Annotated in this window: 13 protein-coding genes; 1 reads left to right on the forward strand and 12 read right to left on the reverse strand. The window is 68.5% G+C overall.

Going from position 1 to position 17453, the window contains the following annotated elements:
• Positions 1-79 precede the first annotated feature (79 nt).
• From V3W46_RS08130 to V3W46_RS08185, 12 genes are all read right to left on the reverse strand, one after another.
• Positions 80-2191: an acyl-CoA dehydrogenase family protein gene (locus V3W46_RS08130; RefSeq protein ID WP_331782589.1), complete on the reverse strand. Its 2112-nt coding sequence runs from the start codon at positions 2189-2191 to the stop codon at positions 80-82.
• Positions 2192-2403: 212 nt separating this feature from the next.
• A complete protein-coding gene (recQ, locus tag V3W46_RS08135) occupies positions 2404-4434 on the reverse strand; it encodes a DNA helicase RecQ (protein WP_331782590.1) in 2031 nt (676 codons plus the stop codon).
• Between the two features lie 82 nt (positions 4435-4516).
• A complete protein-coding gene (locus tag V3W46_RS08140) occupies positions 4517-4993 on the reverse strand; it encodes a MarR family winged helix-turn-helix transcriptional regulator (RefSeq protein ID WP_331782591.1) in 477 nt (158 codons plus the stop codon).
• The gene (locus V3W46_RS08145) at positions 4990-6225 is read right to left on the reverse strand and encodes a 2-hydroxyacyl-CoA dehydratase family protein (RefSeq protein ID WP_331782592.1); all 1236 of its coding nucleotides are present in this window, start codon (positions 6223-6225) and stop codon (positions 4990-4992) included. The genes V3W46_RS08140 and V3W46_RS08145 overlap by 4 nt, the downstream gene beginning before the upstream one ends.
• Positions 6222-7340 carry a 2-hydroxyacyl-CoA dehydratase family protein gene (locus V3W46_RS08150; protein WP_331782593.1) on the reverse strand — a complete coding sequence of 373 codons (1119 nt, stop codon included), beginning with the start codon at positions 7338-7340 and terminating at the stop codon, positions 6222-6224. The genes V3W46_RS08145 and V3W46_RS08150 overlap by 4 nt, the downstream gene beginning before the upstream one ends.
• Entirely contained in the window at positions 7337-8581 is a 1245-nt protein-coding gene (locus tag V3W46_RS08155) for a CaiB/BaiF CoA transferase family protein (RefSeq protein WP_331782594.1), read from the reverse strand. Before V3W46_RS08155 ends, V3W46_RS08150 begins: the two co-directional genes overlap by 4 nt.
• Complete coding sequence (locus tag V3W46_RS08160) at positions 8578-9744, reverse strand: CapA family protein (protein WP_331782595.1); 1167 nt, start codon at positions 9742-9744, stop codon at positions 8578-8580. Before V3W46_RS08160 ends, V3W46_RS08155 begins: the two co-directional genes overlap by 4 nt.
• A complete protein-coding gene (locus tag V3W46_RS08165) occupies positions 9741-10589 on the reverse strand; it encodes an alpha/beta fold hydrolase (RefSeq protein ID WP_331782596.1) in 849 nt (282 codons plus the stop codon). Before V3W46_RS08165 ends, V3W46_RS08160 begins: the two co-directional genes overlap by 4 nt.
• Positions 10586-11431 (reverse strand): ATP-binding cassette domain-containing protein, encoded by an 846-nt coding sequence (locus V3W46_RS08170; protein WP_331782597.1) that lies wholly within the window; start codon positions 11429-11431, stop codon positions 10586-10588. The genes V3W46_RS08165 and V3W46_RS08170 overlap by 4 nt, the downstream gene beginning before the upstream one ends.
• Positions 11428-13377: a dipeptide/oligopeptide/nickel ABC transporter permease/ATP-binding protein gene (locus tag V3W46_RS08175; protein ID WP_331782598.1), complete on the reverse strand. Its 1950-nt coding sequence runs from the start codon at positions 13375-13377 to the stop codon at positions 11428-11430. Before V3W46_RS08175 ends, V3W46_RS08170 begins: the two co-directional genes overlap by 4 nt.
• On the reverse strand, positions 13374-14315 hold the full coding sequence (locus V3W46_RS08180) for an ABC transporter permease (protein ID WP_331782599.1): 942 nt from the start codon (positions 14313-14315) through the stop codon (positions 13374-13376). The genes V3W46_RS08175 and V3W46_RS08180 overlap by 4 nt, the downstream gene beginning before the upstream one ends.
• A gap of 47 nt (positions 14316-14362) precedes the next feature.
• A complete protein-coding gene (locus V3W46_RS08185) occupies positions 14363-15931 on the reverse strand; it encodes an ABC transporter substrate-binding protein (RefSeq protein WP_331782600.1) in 1569 nt (522 codons plus the stop codon).
• Between the two features lie 115 nt (positions 15932-16046).
• Between V3W46_RS08185 and V3W46_RS08190 the strand changes: the two genes are divergently transcribed.
• Complete coding sequence (locus tag V3W46_RS08190; RefSeq protein WP_331782601.1) at positions 16047-17444, forward strand: alpha/beta hydrolase domain-containing protein; 1398 nt, start codon at positions 16047-16049, stop codon at positions 17442-17444.
• Positions 17445-17453: the final 9 nt, after the last annotated feature.

The raw sequence follows: 17453 nt of genomic DNA on the forward strand, positions 1-17453 counted from the left end.
CAGAGTGTACGTCGTACGCAATAAGGAAGCCGAGAAAAGGCCGGGACGGTGATGATCACCTTCCCGGCCTCCGAAGCACTCAGCCGCGGCTGCCCTTCACTGCTTTCTCGTCTGTCGGCGCCGTGCCGCTCTCGCGCAGGGCACGGTAGTAGTCGCGCGCCTCGTTCTGGCGCTCGGCCTCGGCGCCCGAGGCGATCGGCGCGCGGAGGTGTTCGGGGCCGTAGCCGAACGCGTCGACGAGGTCGAGGGCGTGCGGGCGCAGCCGAGCGGTGAGCCGAACGATGTAGTCGCTCACGGCCTGCGCGCGCTGCGGCGACAGCCGGCCGTGAATGAGGTACCAGGCCGCGTGCTTCTCGATCAGTCCGAGACCGAAGAGGTCACGCAGCCAGGTCAGCACCGTCTTCGTGCCCGGGTCGTCGATCGTTGCGAGGGCGTCGGTGAACGCCTCCCACTGCAGCAGCTCGCCGTGGGCGCGGGCCGCCTCGATCATTGCGTTCTGGTTCTGGTTGAAGAGGTCTGCCGCCTTCTTCTTCGAGGCCTTGTTCGCGGGGCGCAGCCGGGTCGCCACCTCGGCCACCATGGTCTCGACGCGGTCGACGAGCAGGGCGCGCTGCACCTTCGGCGAGCGCAGCTGGCCCACAGACCGGGCCTTCGACCCGTGGTCGGTCACGTTCTGGGCCAGCCGGCGCAGGCCCGTGCCGTTCACGGTGCGGTCTGCCGCCTGCTCGACCGCGTACCGGGCGAGTACACCCACATCGGCCTTCGCGAACTTCTTGCTGTAGTCGGTGAGCAGCCGCTTCGCGACGAGCTGCAGCAGAACGTGGTTGTCGCCCTCGAACGTGGCGTACACGTCGAGGTCGGCGCGCAGGCTCGTGAACCGGTTCTCGGCGAGAAAGCCGGCGCCGCCGCACGCCTCGCGGGCCTCCTGCAGGGTGTCGAGCGCATGCCAGGTCGACAGCGGCTTGAGTGCAGCGGCGAGGGTCTCGAGGTCTTGGCGGTCGACGTCGGTGTCGCTCGCACCCGAGAACACCGCATCGAACTTGGTGAGCAGCACCTCGTGCGCGAAGCTGGCGGCATAGGTCGTGGCCAGCCGCGGAATGAGACGGCTCTGGTGCTTCTGGTAGTCGAGCAGCACCTCCTCATTCGTGTCGCTGCCGGCCGTGAACTGGCGGCGCTGGCTGCCGTAGGTGATGGCGATGGCGAGCGCGACCTTCGCCGCGTTCGTCGAGGCGCCGTCGAGCGACACCCTGCCCTGCACCAGGGTGCCGAGCATGGTGAAGAAGCGCCGACCGGGGCTCGCGATCGAGGAGGTGTAGTCGCCCTCCTCCGACACGTCACCGTAGCGGTTGAGCAGGTTGAGTCGCGGAACGCGCACGTCGCTGAAGTGCAGCCGCCCATTGTCGATGCCGTTCAGGCCGCCCTTGAGGCCATCGTCTTCGCCGCCGATGCCCTCGAGAAAGCTGCCGTCGACGTCGCGAAGCGGCACGTAGAACGCATGCACACCGTGGTTCACGCCCCTGGTGACGAGCTGGGCGAAGACGACGGCGGCCGTGCCGTGCACGGCCGCGTTGCCGAGGTAGTCCTTCCACGCGCCGCGGAACGGCGTGTTCAGCACGAATTCGCCCGCCTCGATGTCGTAGGTCGCGGTCGTGCCGATGCTGGCGACGTCAGAGCCATGGCCGGTCTCGGTCATGGCGAACGCGCCCGGCACTTCGAGGCTCATGATGCCCGGCAGGAAGGTGTCGTGGTGGTACGCAGTGCCGAGGTGCAGCACGGCCGCGCCGAACAGCCCCCACTGCACGCCCGACTTGATCTGCAGCGACGGGTCGGCCGTGACCAGCTCTTCGAACCCGGCGATGTTGCCACCATGGTCGTCTTGGCCGCCGAGCCGCTTCGGGAACGCCTTGTTCACCGCACCCTCTTCGACCAGCAGGTGCAGCTGATCGAAGACCCGCTGGCGGTGCTCGGTGAGGCTCAGGCCCTCGATACGCTGCATCTCGGGCCGGGCAGTGACGCGGCGCGACTCGAGGCGCGCCTCGGCCCAGGTGCCGAGCAGGTACTGGCCGAGCCACTCCACGTCGATCGTCGGCGTGGCCGAGACCGTGGCCGGCCGGGGCGCCCTGGATGCTCGGGCGCCGCGTGCGGTGGTCGCCTCGCTGGCGATCGTACTGGCTGAAACGGTGTCGACCATCGGTGATCCTCGTCTTTCACGTGCGTACCGCTCGTGCGGCTGCGCACGAGACCTGCCTGACGGAACAACGCCGTCTTCGCCAGCGTACGAGCGCCCGGTGCAGTGCCAAAACGACCAGTGCCACGCCTACAACCGCCGCCCATCGCCGACAATGCGTGCCTGACGAAACCTACAACGGCAGTCGCTCAGCACGTGCCATGTCACACAAACGCTCAGGCGGCCGCGGCGACCACCCCGAGAAGGTCTTCGCCGTAGGTGTCGAGCTTCTTCTGCCCGATTCCGCTGAGCCCGTCGAGGTCGGAGATGGCGGCGGGCCGGCGCATCGCGATCTCGCGAAGAGTGGCGTCGTGAAAGATGACATACGCCGGAACGCCCATCACCTTGGCCGTCGCCGACCGCCAGGCACGCAGCGCCTCGAACAGCGCCACCGCATCGTCGGGCAGGTCGGCCGCCGCCGACTTGGCCCGCGACGACCGGGAGCCGCCCCCCGCGCTGCCCGCTCCGGATGCCCGCTCGGGCTCGGTTCGCATCGACACCGTCAGGGCACCGCTGAGCACATCGGCGCTCGCGGGCGACAGCACGAGCGTGCCGAAGCCGTCGTCGTTCACCGCCAGCAGACCCTTGGCGAGCAGCTGCCGAACCACCCCGCGCCACTGCTGCTCGCTCAGGTCGGCGCCGATGCCCCACACCGCCAGCTCGTCGTGCCCGTACTGGTCGACGCGCGCCGTCTTGGTCGCCCGCAGAATGTCGATCAGGTGGCCCGCGCCGAACTTCTGGTTGCGCTCGCGCTGCAGCCGTACGACCGTCGAGAGCAGCTTCTGCGCCGCGATGGTGCCATCCCACGACTGCGGCGGGGTGAGGCAGGTGTCGCAGTTGCCGCACGGGGCGCTGCTCTGGCCGAAGTAGCCGAGCAGGTTCACCCGGCGGCAGTCGACCGTCTCGCAGAGCGCGAGCATGGCGTCGAGGTGCGACGAGAGCTTGCGGCGGTGCGAGGCGTCGCCGGGAGACTGCTCGATCATGCGGCGCTGCTGCACCACGTCTTGCAGGCCGTAGGCCAGCCACGCCGTCGACGGCAGGCCGTCGCGGCCCGCGCGGCCGGTCTCCTGGTAGTACCCCTCGACAGACTTCGGCAGGTCGACGTGGGCGACGAACCGCACGTCGGGCTTGTCGATGCCCATGCCGAAGGCGATGGTCGCAACGATGACCACGCCGTCTTCGCGCAGGAAGCGCGACTGCGTTCTGGCCCTCAGCTGCCCGTCGAGCCCGGCGTGGTAGGGCAGGGCGTTCACGCCGTTGGCCGCCAGGAACGCCGCCGTCTGCTCGACGGTCTTGCGCGACAGCGCATAGACGATGCCCGCGTCGCCGTCGTGCTCGGTGCGGATGAGCGACAACAGCTGCTTGCGCACCTCGCCCTTGTTCTCGATGCGGTACTGGATGTTCGGCCGGTCGAAGCTCGCCACGAAGTGCTTCGCGCGCCCGAGGTGCAGCCGCTCGGTGATTTCGCGGTGCGTGGCATCGGTCGCGGTCGCCGTGAGCGCGATGCGCGGCACCTCGGGCCAGCGCTCGGCCAGGTCGGAGAGGCTGAGGTAGTCGGGCCGGAAGTCGTGGCCCCACTGCGACACGCAGTGCGCCTCGTCGATGGCGAACAGCGCGATGCGGCCGTTCTCGAGAAAGCGTTTCGTCGCCTCTGACGACAGGCGCTCGGGCGCCACATAGAGCAGGTCGAGTTCGCCGGCGAGGTAGGCGGCTTCGACGCGCGCCCGTTCGGTGGGGTCTTGGGTGGAGTTGAGGAAGGCGGCCCGCACGCCGACGGCCAGCAGGGCATCCACCTGGTCGTGCATGAGGGCGATGAGCGGCGAGATGACGACGCCGGTGCCCTCGCGCAGCAGCGCCGGGATCTGGTAGCAGAGCGACTTGCCGCCACCGGTGGGCATGAGCACGACGGCGTCGCCGCCGTTCGCCACCTGATCGATGACGGCGGCCTGGTCACCTCTGAAGTCGTCGTAGCCGAACACGCGCTTCAGCACCGCGCGGGCCGTCTCGGTGCTGGCCGGCGCCGCGGCGATCGCGGTGCCCCGAGCGCCCGGCGCCCGGTCAGCCGTGCGCCCCGCGGCCTCGTCGAGGTACGCCTCGTCGAAGCCGTCGCTGTACGCCTCGGCCGCGCCGCCGGGGGCCGCGCCGGCGCCCGCGATGTACTCGGGCCCGTCGGCCGGCGGGGCGTCTGCCTCCAGGTTCAGTGTCATGCCTTCAGTTTAGGTTCGGCCGCCGACAGAAACGCCGGGGGCGGGGAGCCTGTGGAGAACTTCTCCTCCACAGCCCGACCCGTCACGGTGGTGCGTCGCCGGCGAGCGCGAAGCGGCACAGGTGCAGTGTTCGGCGGAGGTCGGGAACGTCGTCAGCGGCCAGAGCCGACACCATCTGCTGCTCGATCGACGCGACGGCCGGTCGGAGTCGCACGAGGAGGTCTCTGCCTGTACTGCTGACCGTGAGCAGCTGGCGTCGATGGTGCGACGGATCGCGCATCCGCGTCACCATGCCGTGTTCGAGCAGTTCGGCCGTGACCGCCGACATCGACTGTGCGCGCACGAACGAGTTCTTCGCAAGCTCTGCCGAGGTCAGGCCGGGGCGCCGCTCCAGAACGGTGAGTGCCGTGTACTGCGTGACCGTCAGGCCCGCCTCGCGTGTCACCGACTCGAGCCGGGCGCGAATCGCCAGCTCGACCTGTTTGATGAGGTAGAGCAGTGTGACGGCCTCACGTGGAGGGTCGCCCGACGGCGAGGTCTGGGGCGGTTCAGACGTCATCGCTGAAGGCCGGAGATGAACTCGGTCATCAGTGCCTCGACCCAGCCGAGATCGAGGGTGCGCGGGTCTGCGTTGCTTGCGCGGATCTCGAGCACCGGAATCTGTGCCTCCTCGAGGGCGAGGGTGATGAACGACGCACCGGGCACGTCGTCGGCGACCAGGTGCACCACACCGTTCACACCGTGACCCCTGGCTTCTTTGACATACCACTCGGGCGCGAGCGGTGGGGCGTAGAGCAGGTCGGTGATGCCGACGAACCGGGCGGCGAGCGCCGTGATCGCATCAGACCCGTAGCGGATGTAGCCGTCTGCCGCGATCGCGAGGTACATCGACCAGACGAAGACTGCTCCGAACTCGTCTTCGAAACGGCGGTACATCGATGTGTCGCTCCACAGGCCACGGCCAACCCACATCAGCCGAGTGCGCTCGGGCACGGTGACGGCGGCGCCCTCGTCGACGAGTGCGGCCACTTCGTCGCGAAGGGTGCGAGCGGCATCCCGGCCCCACTCGCTTCCACGGTGCCACTGCGGAATCATCACCGCCGGGATGGTGTCTGACACGCGCACCGGTGCGGGCCGCGCTGCCGCGATCAGGTCGCGGGTTCGCAGGTTGTACTCCTCCTGCTCGTTGATCAGGGCCATGACCGCCTCGAGTCTGGCCAGGTCGAAGACGCGCCCGGTGCGCTGCTCGAGAAACTCGATGAGCAGGCGGTTCTCGTCGGCCATCAGCTCGATGCGCTCCCGGCCGAAAACCTCGTTCCATCGACGCGGTGCGAGCTCCCACCAGGGCCCGGCCGGCGGGATGGCCGCGGTTCGCTCGTAGGCGAAGTAGCCGATCGACGGGTCGTCGGTCCAGGCCTCGAAGACCTTGCCCGTCGCATCCCCGCTCAGTTCGGCGAGCACGAGGTCGGGCTTCGGCAGGCCGCCCCACGGTGCCTCGGCGGCACTCAGGCCACGAGAGCCCAGAGCCAAGACGTCGTATTGACGGCTGTCGTCGGGATATCCGGTTCGGGCCACCACCTCGAGGCTCTGCGGAGCGACTTGTTTGGCCGTCACGATCGAGGCCCACCACTGGTTGACCACATAGGGAATGCCCATCGCGCGCAGTATCTCCTGGGGCGCGTCGGCATTCACCAGGGCGTACGGCCGCCCGGCCGCGACGGAGTCACGCAGGCCCGCGAACCACTGCCTCTGGTACGCGAGGGCGGCCGTGGCCGACTCGAGCCGGGTCACGACGCCGCTCGCAGCGATTCGACCGCCCGGGCGATCCGATCGGGGTCTTCGGCCTCGTCACCCCGAAGCATCACCGCCGGCACCCCGGCCAGCTCGCTCTGCCGTCGCCAATCCCACGCCGGCGCCTCGTCGTACGGTCGCACCACGCTCAGCAGGCCACGGGCGCCGCTTGTGCGGATGCCGTCTCGTGTCGCCTCCGCGCGCGCTGCCATGGTCGACGAGGCGGATGCGGGTGCCCCCCGCAGGCGGCCGAGTGCGAGCTCGCGCAGCAGGTCATCCTTCGGCGCATCGATGTTCGCGGGCAGACGATCGCTGAGAATGGGATCGCCCCAGTCGTGATCTTCGGCGACCACGTTCGCCCCGGCATCCTCGACCGCCCGGTACACCTCATCGCCGAGCGGCGCGCTGCCGGTGAGGAAGACGGGGAAGGGCGACGTGGCATCGGTGCGAGTCTGTTCGGCGAGACTCTGTTCGGCAAGAGCCGTCTGCAGCAGTGGCAGCGACTCGGCCGGCGGCAGGGCGCATGCGACCCGATAGCCGTACAGCGACACCGTTCCGACCCGGCGGTTCGCCCGGCGCTCGGTGCGAGCCGACTCGAGCTGGCCGCGCACGTCGGCGACGGCGACGTATGCCTGCCACAGCGACCGGGCGGTGATCGGAACGGCGGTCCATCGTTCGACCGCCTCCCACATCTGGGCGAGCTGATAGGTGTTGTACCGAATGGTGCTCTCACGGTTCTGGTGCACCTGGTCGACGAGGTGAACGGGCACGGTGAACCGGCCGCGCCGGTTCAGTTGCTGCAGCGTGTAGAACAGCCGAACCGAGGCTTCACTGTCACGCGACACGAAGATGCCGGTGAGAAAGTCGAGCGATCCCGAGAGCGCTGCGGCCAGCACACGGGCGGCGGCGCGGTCGACGGCGCGGCCCATGACGGCGTCGGCCTCGTCGGTCGGTTCGTCGTGCGGGGCGATGCGAAAGGGCCGCGCCCCCGCCGCCACGACCAGGAGGGCGGGCACATCCCGTCCGACGATGCCGACGACGCTCTGGCCCGAAGCGGCCGCCTGGGCCGCGGCCTGACGGGCGCCCCGGGCCGCCCGTTCGAGTTCGGTCGTCACAGCGCCCCGGCCTCCCGCAGCGCGGCGATCTGCTCATCGCCGTAACCCAGCAGACCCGCGAGCACCGCTTCGGTGTGCTCGCCGAGCCAGGGCGCCGGGCGATCCAGCGACGTGCTGCTGCCCGAGAAGGTGATCGGCACGCCCGATCCGAAGAGGTCGTGGGCGATGCCGAAGACCGGATGCGGCAGCGGCTCCACCTCACCCCGGCTCAACACCAGTGGGTCGCGAACCGCATCGCCGGTCTCCCGCACCGCAGCGGCCGGCACCCCCTCCTCCTCGAGGCGGCGCACGGCCTCCTCGACCGTGAGATGTTGCGCCCAGCCCGCGATCATCGCGTGGAGCTCATCGGCGTGGTGAACGCGGTTGTCCCGCCGCGAGAACCGTTCGTCGTCGGCGAGCTCGGGAACACCGAGCGCTCTCATGACCCCTGCGCTGAAGGCGTCGGTCGGGCCGCACAGGGCGAACCAGCCGTCTCGGGTGAGGAAGACCCCGAAGGGTGCCAATCGTGGCACATACGAGCCGGTGCGCAGCGGCATCCCGATCTTCTCGAAAGCGTCGAACGGCTCGCACGCGACGAGTGAGGTCAACGCACCCAGCATCGAGACGTCGACGTGCTGCCCCTCCCCGGTACGCTCCCCCTCGAGTACAGCGGAGAGCACCCCGATGACGCCGAACAGGGGCGCGACGAGGTCGGCGATCGGCAGGCCGAACCGAACGGGCGGGTCGCCGGGACTGCCTGCCGTCAGCATCGTGCCGCTGAGGGCCTGGATGATCGTGTCCATCGCCTTGCCGCTGCCCGGGCCGCCCTGGGCGCCGAACCCGCTGATCGAGGCGTAGACCAGGCGCGGGTTGAGCTCGTGCAGGGTCGCGAAGTCGATGCCGAGCCGCTGGGTGACCCCCGCACTGTAGTTCTCGACGAGCACGTCGGCCGTGGCCGCCAGCTCGAGCAACACGGCGCGGCCCTCGGGCGTCTTGAGGTTCAGCGTCATGCTCTCTTTGTTGCGGCCGCGCAGCATCATCGACACCGACATGTCGGTCTCGCTGGTGCGGCGGGCTTGTAGACCGTTCGCGCCGTAGTACGGAGCGTTGTTGCGCGACGTGTCCCCGCCGAGCTCGGGATTCTCGATCTTGATGACCCGCGCGCCGAGCCCGGCGAGCAGAAGCGTGGCGTAGGGCCCAGACAGAGCGGTGGTGAGATCGAGCACCGTCTTGCCGGTCAACGGTCGTGCGATGTCGTTCATAGTGATTCTCCTTGTTGGTCTGACGCGTGCAGCCACACCTCGTCGCCCTCCCAGGCGAACGTCGTGCAGAATCCCTCGTCGGCGGTGATTCGCCGGATGTAGTCGACGACCGACCGGCCGACCTCGTCGTCACCGTGCGGCACCGGCCGTGCGGTCTCGTCGATGAAACAGGGCACGATGCCCCAGCGCAGGGCACCGTCTGACGAGACCTCGAGCACCGCGATGGCCGTGTTGCGGCTCTCGGGATGAAACGGGTACCAGCTGGGCAGCCGCTCATCGGGTTCGAACCCGAACAGGCGCTTGCGGCGCTCGGCCCAGCGGCGCTGCTCGTCGACGGCGGCAGCAGCCGGGGTCAGCGCATCGGTGACGGTCACGAAGTTGCCGAGTCCGTGGAAGATGGCGCGCCCGCGGTAGAACTCGACTCCGCGCATGATGTGCGCGTGATGCGCGATCACCGTGGTGGCGCCGGCATCGACGGCCGCGTGCGCGACCTCCGTCTCGTAGGCGGCCAGCTCCGACGGAACGTGAACCAGACCCTTGTGCAGCGCGACGACCAGCACATCGACGACCTCGGCCACGGCCGAGACGTGCCGGCGCAGCTCCTCGAGCGAGTGCGGGTCGGCGAAGGTGTGCACGCTCGGCGGTCCTCCGGGATTCGCGCCGATCGCCTCGTAGTGCGAGTACACCCGCACATAGGCGCCCCCCGGCCGCCTGCTCGTGGCCCAGCTGTCTGTCGGGCCGACGCAGTTGAACGACAGCACTCCGATGCGAACGCCGCCGCGCTCGACGATCACGGGCACGCCGGCAGCCGAGATGTCGGCACCGGCGCCGGTCGTGAGCATCCCGGCGGCCAGCGCCGCGGCGATGGTCTCTGCGATGCCCTCGCCCCCGGCGTCGCCGATGTGGTTGCCCGCAAGAGTCAGCACGTCGAAGCCCGCCCGAGCGACGGCCTCGAGGTGTGCCGGGTCGGCCGGCGGCGCGGGAACGTCGACCGTGGTGACCGCACGGGTCGTGGAGTGCGGCACCTCCAGCTGGCCGATCGTGAGGTCGGCGCTTCGCAGGATCGCCGCAGCGTCGGTGAAGAACGTCTCTGGCTGCGGTCGGTCGACGATGAGGTCGCCGACAGCCGCGATGCGGATCGGTGCCGACCCGACCCTGCTCATGCCCGCCTCCGAGGTTCTGCCAGCCCGTTCAGTTCGTCAACGAACACGCGCACCTCACGAACCAGGCGTTCGGGCGACTCTTCGCCGATCATGTGGCCGCCGTCTTCGAAGAGAACCGCCTTCGCCCCGCGCACGTTCACTGCGGCACGCAGGGCCGACTGGGGAGAGATGACGCCGTCTCGCATCGCGGCGAGAATCAGAACCGGTACCCGGATGCCGCGGTACACCTCCTCGAGCTGCTCGTCAGTCACCGCCTCGGGGAATGGCTTGCCCTGGTTGATCTGGGCTTCGTCTTCCGGCCGCCGACCAGCCTCCTCCGCAGCGGCGGCGAACCGCACCCGGCGTTGCTCCTGCAGCTCGGGGTCGTCGGTCGGCCCGGCCATGTGTTCGAGGATGCCCCTGACGATCTCGGGGTCATGACGCTGTTCGATGAACCGTCGGCGACCGGCAGAAGAAGACGTTCCCCCCTCCCGGTCGTGCGGCGTTCCGACGACAGAGATGAGAGCCTTCAGGCGTTCCGGATGCCGTCTGGCGATGTGCCAGCCGATACCGCCACCGTGCGAGATGCCCGTGTAGATGAAACGGTCGACTCCGAGCCGGTCGGCGAACGCGCAGACGTCGTCGGCCCACTGGTCGAGCCAGTTGTCGGGAGCCCGCTCCGGATGCGTGGAACGGCCGAATCCGCGCGCCTGAATCGTGTACACGTGGTACGAGGTGGGCTCGGCCGCCAGAATCTCGGGGTAGGCGCCGGCGGCGAATCCCATCGCCGACGAGAGCACGACCTCGTCTCCCCGGCCGTATTCCTCGTACCAGAGCTCTGCGTCTCCGATGTTCATCGCGGTCATTGCGTCCTCTCCATGGTGCGGCTTCGCTGGCGTTCTTCGCGCCGCAGTCGTTGCTCTCTCGGGTCTGGCACCGGGGCGGCGGCCAGCAGGGTGCGCGTGTAGTCGTTCTGCGGATGCTCGTACACCTGCTGGGCGGGCCCCTGCTCGACGATCTGCCCGCCCTGCAGCACGGCGATCGTGTGCGAGACATGCCGAACCACCGAGAGGTCGTGCGAGATGAAGAGCAGGCTCAGCCCGAGATCGCGCTGCAGTTCGAGCAGCAGATTGAGCACCTCCGCCTGCACCGATAGGTCGAGTGCGCTGACCGGCTCGTCGCAGACGATCAGGCGCGGCGAGAGCATGAGAGCACGGGCTATTGCGATGCGCTGGCGCTGGCCGCCTGAGAACTGAGCGGGGTACCGGCGTGCTGCGTCGTCGCTCAACCCGACGCGTCGAAGCAGCATCGCGCTCCGATCGGCGATCTCGGCCGTGCTCAGGCGTCGCTCGCGCGGCACGATGCGGCACGGCTCGGCGAGGGTGTACCCGATCGTCTTGCTCGGGTCGAGCGAGCTGTACGGATCTTGGAAGATGACCTGCCGTTCCGACCCGAGCGCACGCCGTTCGCTCCTGCGCATGCCCGTGATGTCGCGGCCGTCGAAGAGCACCGAGCCGCCGGCGATCGGCAGCATCCCGAGGATCGCCATTCCGGTGGTCGTCTTCCCCGAGCCCGATTCGCCGACGAGGCCGAGGGTCGTGCCCGCGGCGATCGTGAAGCTGACATGATCGACGGCACGCTTTCGCCGGCGCCCCGAACCATGGTCTACGGCCAGGTCGGTCACCTCGAGAATCGGCTGAACGCTCATACCTTCGCCTCCGCCAATTCGTCGATATGGATGCACCGGCTGGCTCGATCGCCGTCAAGGTGCACCATCTCCACGGGAGCTTCACGGCACTCCGCGGTCACCAACGGGCACCGATCGGCGAAGTGACAGCCGTGCGGCCACTGGTGCGGCGCCGGAACTGAGCCGCCGATGGTCGGCAGCAGCGTTCCCGCCTCGGCTCCGTGCGGGTTGGAGCGCAACAGCGCTGCGGTGTACGGATGCCGGGCGGTCTCGAACACGTCGGCCACCGCGGCTCGCTCCACGACTTCACCGGCGTACATGACGATCGCCCTGCTGCACAGGTCTGCGACCACACCCCAGTCGTGGCTCACCAGGATCACTGCCATTCCCGTCTCTGCCTGCAGCGTGCGCAGAAGCTCGAGAATGTCGGCCTGGACGGTGACGTCGAGCGCGGTGGTCGGCTCGTCGGCGATCAGCAGGTCGGGGCGCCCGGCCAGCGCCATCGCGATGGCGACCCGCTGCGCCATGCCGCCCGAGATCTCGTGCGGATACCGGCTCGCGATGGCGGGGTCGAGTCGTACCGCTTCGAGCAGGTGCCGGCTACGTGTTCGTGCCTCGGCCCGGCCGACCCGCTCGTGAGCGCGAATCGCCTCGACGATCTGCGAACCGACGCGGAATGACGGGTCGAGCGCACCCATCGGCTCCTGCGAGATCATCGCGATGCGGGCACCGCGCACCTCTCGCAGCTTCGCGCTCGACATGCCGACCAGCTCGTCAGACCCCAGCCTGACCGAGCCTGCCGTGATGCGCCCGTTGGCGCCGAGCAGGCCGAGCACGGCGAGCGCCGTCACCGTCTTGCCGCTGCCCGACTCACCGACCAGGCCGACGATCTCACCCGGTGAGACGTCGAAGTCGACGCGCTGGATGGCGGTGGTCTCGCGACCGGCGGCTCCGAACCCGACCGACAGCCCGCGTACCGTCAGCAGAGCATCCGGAGCCCCCGGAACCCCGGCCTCGTCATCGGGGTCGGCAGCAGTGGCCAATCGAGGAGAGGGAGTCGCGGGCGGCGGCGCAGTGGTCTTCACGACTTTCTCGCCGACGAGACCCGCGAGCGTGAAGCGCTCTTGGTTCGCATCTCGAAGGGCATCGCCGAGCAGGCAGAGCGCCAGCGTGGTCAGGGCGATGACGCCACCGGTCGGCACGAGCATCCACGGGTCGGTCTGAATGAGCGAGGCGGCCTCGGCGACCATCCCGCCCCACGTGGGCGCGGGCGGCGGCGGGCCGAACGCCAGGAACGCGAGGCCGGTCTGGATGCCCAGCGTCGCGGCCGCGAAGAGCGTCACCTGCACCAGCAGCACACCGCGGATCTGCGGCAGCACGTGGTCGACCATGATGCGGGCCTGGCTCAGCCCGGATACGCGGGCGGCGCCGATGTAGAGTTCCTGCCGTACCGACAGCGTCGCACTGCGGAACACCCGTATGAAGGCACCACTCGCGAGCACACCGACACTCACCATCGCCACCACCATGTTGTTGTCGAAGATGGCGAGCACCGCCAGGGTGATGATGGTGCCGGGAATCGACAGCAGCACATCGACGACCCGCAGAATCACGCGATCGAAGACGCCGCCGAGGTAGCCCGCGACGATGCCGAGCGGAATGGCCAGAATCAGCATCGACAGCACGGCGACGACCACGCCGCTGAGAGATTCCTGCCCGCCGAACATCAGCCGGCTCAGAATGTCGCGGCCGAGCGAGTCTGTGCCGAGCAGGTGAGCGAGGCTCGGGCCCTCCTTCGCGATGCGCAGGTTCTGCTCGAGCGGGTCGTAGGGGGCGATCCACGGTGCCGCGAAGGAGCCCCCCACGATCACGATCAGCACAAAGCCCGAGATCACTGCGATCGGTTTGCGCAGAACACGCCGACCGAGACCCGCCGACATGGCCCGGCTTGCAGAGCTGGCTCTCATTGCACTCGCACTTTCGGGTTGAGCACTCCGTAGAGCACGTCGATGATCAGGTTGACGATGATGACGAAGAGGGTGAAGAAGACGCCGACGCCGAGCACGACCGGAAGATCGTGCGAGGTGGTCGCCTGGGTGACGAGGGTGCCGAGTCCGGGCAGAACGAAGACGTTCTCGACGAAGACCGCCCCCGTGAGCGCCCCGACGACGGTCAGCCCCAGCACGGTGAGCGAGGGCAGGGCCGCGTTGCGCAGCACGTGCTTCAGCACGATCGTGCGCTCCCGCACCCCTGTCGAGCGCAGTACGCGGATGTAGTCGCGGGCCAGCACATCCATCGCCGAATCGCGCATCTGCTTCGCCACGATAGTGACGCCGCCGAGCGACAGCGCGGCCACCGGCAGAACGAGCGACAGCAGCCAGGCGCCGGGGTCGTCGGTCAGCGCGGTGTAGCCCGTTGCCGGAAAGATGCGGATCGCCACGGCGAACAGGGCGACCAGCACGATCGCGACCCAGTAGCTCGGCAACGCCAGGCCGACGAGCGAGATCGCGTCGAGGAAGGTGCCCACGGGCCCGCCCCGTACGGCGCTCAGCAGCCCCAGCCCGGTGCCGAGCGCCGCGATCACGATCGTTGAGAGCAGAATCAACGACAGCGTGACGGGCACCCGCGCGAGGATGAGCGTCACCACCGGGTCGCCGCTGAACACCGATTCACCGAGATCGCCGCGCACGGCACCGCCGAGCCACGTCGTGTACTGCACGAGAAGCGGCTGATTCAGCCCCAGCTGGTCTTGCAGTCTGGCCACCGCGTCTGGCGTGGCGTTCGCCCCCAGAATGGTTCGCGCCGGGTCACCCGGCACGAGCGACATGAGGAAGAAGATCGCGATCGACGAGATCACAATCAGAACGATCGACAGAAGCAGACGGGTGACTATCAGTCGGGCCATGGATGAGCTCCAGGAGTGGGATGGCGAGTGATCGGCGTCGCGTTGGGCTACTTCGACGGTTTCCAGGCGTACTGGGCGTCTGGCGCCTGCGGCAGCGGATTCGAGTTCAACGCCGAGGCCGTCACATTCGTGATGTTCTTGCCCACGGCGAAGACGTTGTCGGTCGACACCACCGGCGCGAACCACGCGGCGTCATTGGCCGCTTTCGTGATGTTCTGGTACGCAGCGGTCGCCGCGGCCGGGTCGGTGCTCGACTGGGCAGCGTCGTAGGCCGCGGTCAGCGTCGGGTCAGAGTTTCCGAACGGGTTGGTCACGCCGGGCTGAATGAAGTTCGTGAGAACCTGCGCCGAATTGCTGCCGACGACCGGCCAGATCACCGCAGGGTACTGCTTGGTGAGCGAGGCCTGGATGAAATCGGGAACCGAGTTCTTGACGACGAGGTCGACCTTGATGCCGATCTTGCCCAGGTCGCCGGCGATCGCCTGCGAGATGGTGGTCTGCGGGTCGAGGATGTTCTCCGTCAGAACCTGCAGTTCGAAGCCGTCAGGGTACCCACCCTGTGCCATCAACGATTTCGCCTTGTCGACGTCGTAGCTGTAGCCGTACCCCGAGATATAACCGTCGGTTCCCTCGGCGCCGATCTGACCATTCGCCTGCGTGTACTGCGAACCAAGAGCCGATGCCAGCGCGTCGCGGTCGATGGCCATCGCGATCGCCTGGCGAACGTCGACGTTCGCCAGGGCCGGGGCCAGCGTGCCCTGGGTGTCGGCCATGGTCAGACCCCAGGTGAAGAACGGGGCGGACACCAGGTCGAGGCCGGCAGCCTTCACCGTGTCGGCCGTGGTCGGCGAGACCCCGGCGAAGTCGACCTGGCCGGTCGTGGCCGCCGACGAGACGGCGCTGGGATCGCCGATCACCTTGACGACGACCTTGCCGAACTGCTGGGCCGCCGGGTTGAAGTAGTTCGGGTTCTTCACGTAGCCGTACGACGAACCCGACACAGAATCGGCGGCCGAGTAGGAGTACTGCCCTGTTCCGTCGCTCGAGGTGAGCAGGCTGTTCGGGTCTGCCAGGCCCTTCGGGCCGATGATCTGGCCGACGCTCCAGTACTGCGACAGATAGTACGGGCCGTCTGGATACGCGGTCGAGTAGGTGATGACGACAGTGGCGTTGTCGGGAGTCGAGATGTCGGAGATGGGGCCCGCATAACGGGCGTTGCCCCCACCCGCCTTCAGGAAGTACTCGAGCGAGGCTTTGACGGCTGCGGCATCCATTGTCGTTCCGTCGGTGAATGTCACACCGGATCGCAGGGTGAGGGTCAGCTTGGTGTTCGCGTCGGAAAGGGTCCACGCGGTCGCCAGATCGGGGATCAGCTTGCCGTCACCCGTCTGGTAGATGAGAGAGTCATAGGGCAGTGACGTGTAGATCGCGCTGCCGCCCGACCCGCCGAGGGCGGGGTTCAGGCTGATCGGCACGCCGGCGAACTGGGTGGTGAGTGTGGTGCTCCCGGCGTTCGCCGCCGGGGTGGACGAACAGGCTGCGACGCCGCCGACGACGGCCACGGCGGTGACGGCGATCAACGCGATTCTTCGCAGTGGGCTGCGTGCTGCAGACATTTTGCTCCTTTGCAATGTGTGCGGATTGTGCGGCGCTGCTGCGCGGCGCTGGACTAAAGTATCAGCTAACCTGATATTCACACAATAGGTCCGCCAACCCCGTGGAGGTTACGCAATGTCGCGATCGGTCATCGAGCCACTTTCGATCAGCGCCGGGTCTCGGCCCTTCGGCACGTCGTTCCTGCCCGAGATCGACATGGGTGTCGACCTCGCAGTGCACGATTTCGTCGAGACCGAATATCTCCTTCGCGGCATCGCGAGCGTGTGGCGCCATGACGACCACGGCGCCCTCGAGGCGGCGCAGAGCGACGTGCCCTTCTGCACCCGGGTGCTCACGCGTCACCCGGCTTCGGGCACCGGGTCTGGGCTCACCGTGGTCGAGCCGCTGCATCCCGACCTCGACTCGGCGCTGGTGTGGAACGCGATCAGTCCGTGGCTGCTGCGCGGCCGCCACAGCTGGATGGGTGTCACCGTCTTCAGCCCGGTCGCGACGCTCCTGAGAGACACCATCGATTCCGAACGATATGCCGCAGTCGACATCCCCGAAGAGGGAATGCAGTACGACGTGTTGGCCGAAGCGGTGCGGGCGGCTGTCGCAGGTGACCTCGGTGCGGTCGGCACCGGCCCGGTCATCCTCGCCGGGATGTCGGCGACGGGGAGCTTCTGCCGTGTCGTGCTGCAAGACGGCTTTCACGACCGATGGCGACGAGACGATGGCCGCCCCGCGATCGACGGATACATGATCGGCATCTCCTCCGGCGGCGCCGGGGCCGCGGGGTATCCGCCGCTCTCTGCACGAGACGTCGAGGTCACCTCAGACGATCCGCGGCGTTCGATCTCACCCCGTCAGGCCGTGGCCTTCGAGGTACTGAGCGAGACCGAAGCCGAGACGCACGAACGCGTGACCCACGCCGACAGCGACGACGCCGATGGCGTCTACCGGCTGTACGAAGTCGCGGGCACGGCGCACATCGAGGCCAGAGCCGGCGTGCTGACCAACCTGCAGCAGTACGAACGCCGGGGCGGGCGGCGCCCAGCCTTCAGCATTCGAGAACAACCCACCGATGCGCGATTCGACCTGTACCTGCGTGGTGCCTTCGAGGCGATGCACCGCTGGCTGGTTGCCGGCGAACTGCCTCCGAAGGCGGCCCGCTTCGATCACGTCGCCGGCACAGAGACGTTGGTGCGAGACGCCGATGGCAACGTACGAGGCGGCATCCGCACGCCATGGGTGACCGTTCCCACGGCGACATACGCGCCGCACAGCACGCCCTCGGCAGAGTCGGAACCTCCGCCGGAGTGGATGCCCTTCAGCCGGCCCGAGATGCTCGCCCGTCTCGTCGGTCACCTGCGGCCGTTCGCGACGACCGAGTTGCGCGAGCGGTACGAATCGCGCGCCGGCTACCTCGATCGGTTCGCCGAAGCCGTTCGTGAGAGTGTCGCGAGCGGCCTGCTGCTCGAGGTCGACGCGCACGAGCTCCTGCGCGCCGCCCCGCAACGCTGGCGGGGCTGATCCGGTGCC

The sequence above is a fragment of the Subtercola sp. YIM 133946 genome (assembly GCF_036553535.1).
Classification (GTDB): domain Bacteria; phylum Actinomycetota; class Actinomycetes; order Actinomycetales; family Microbacteriaceae; genus Subtercola.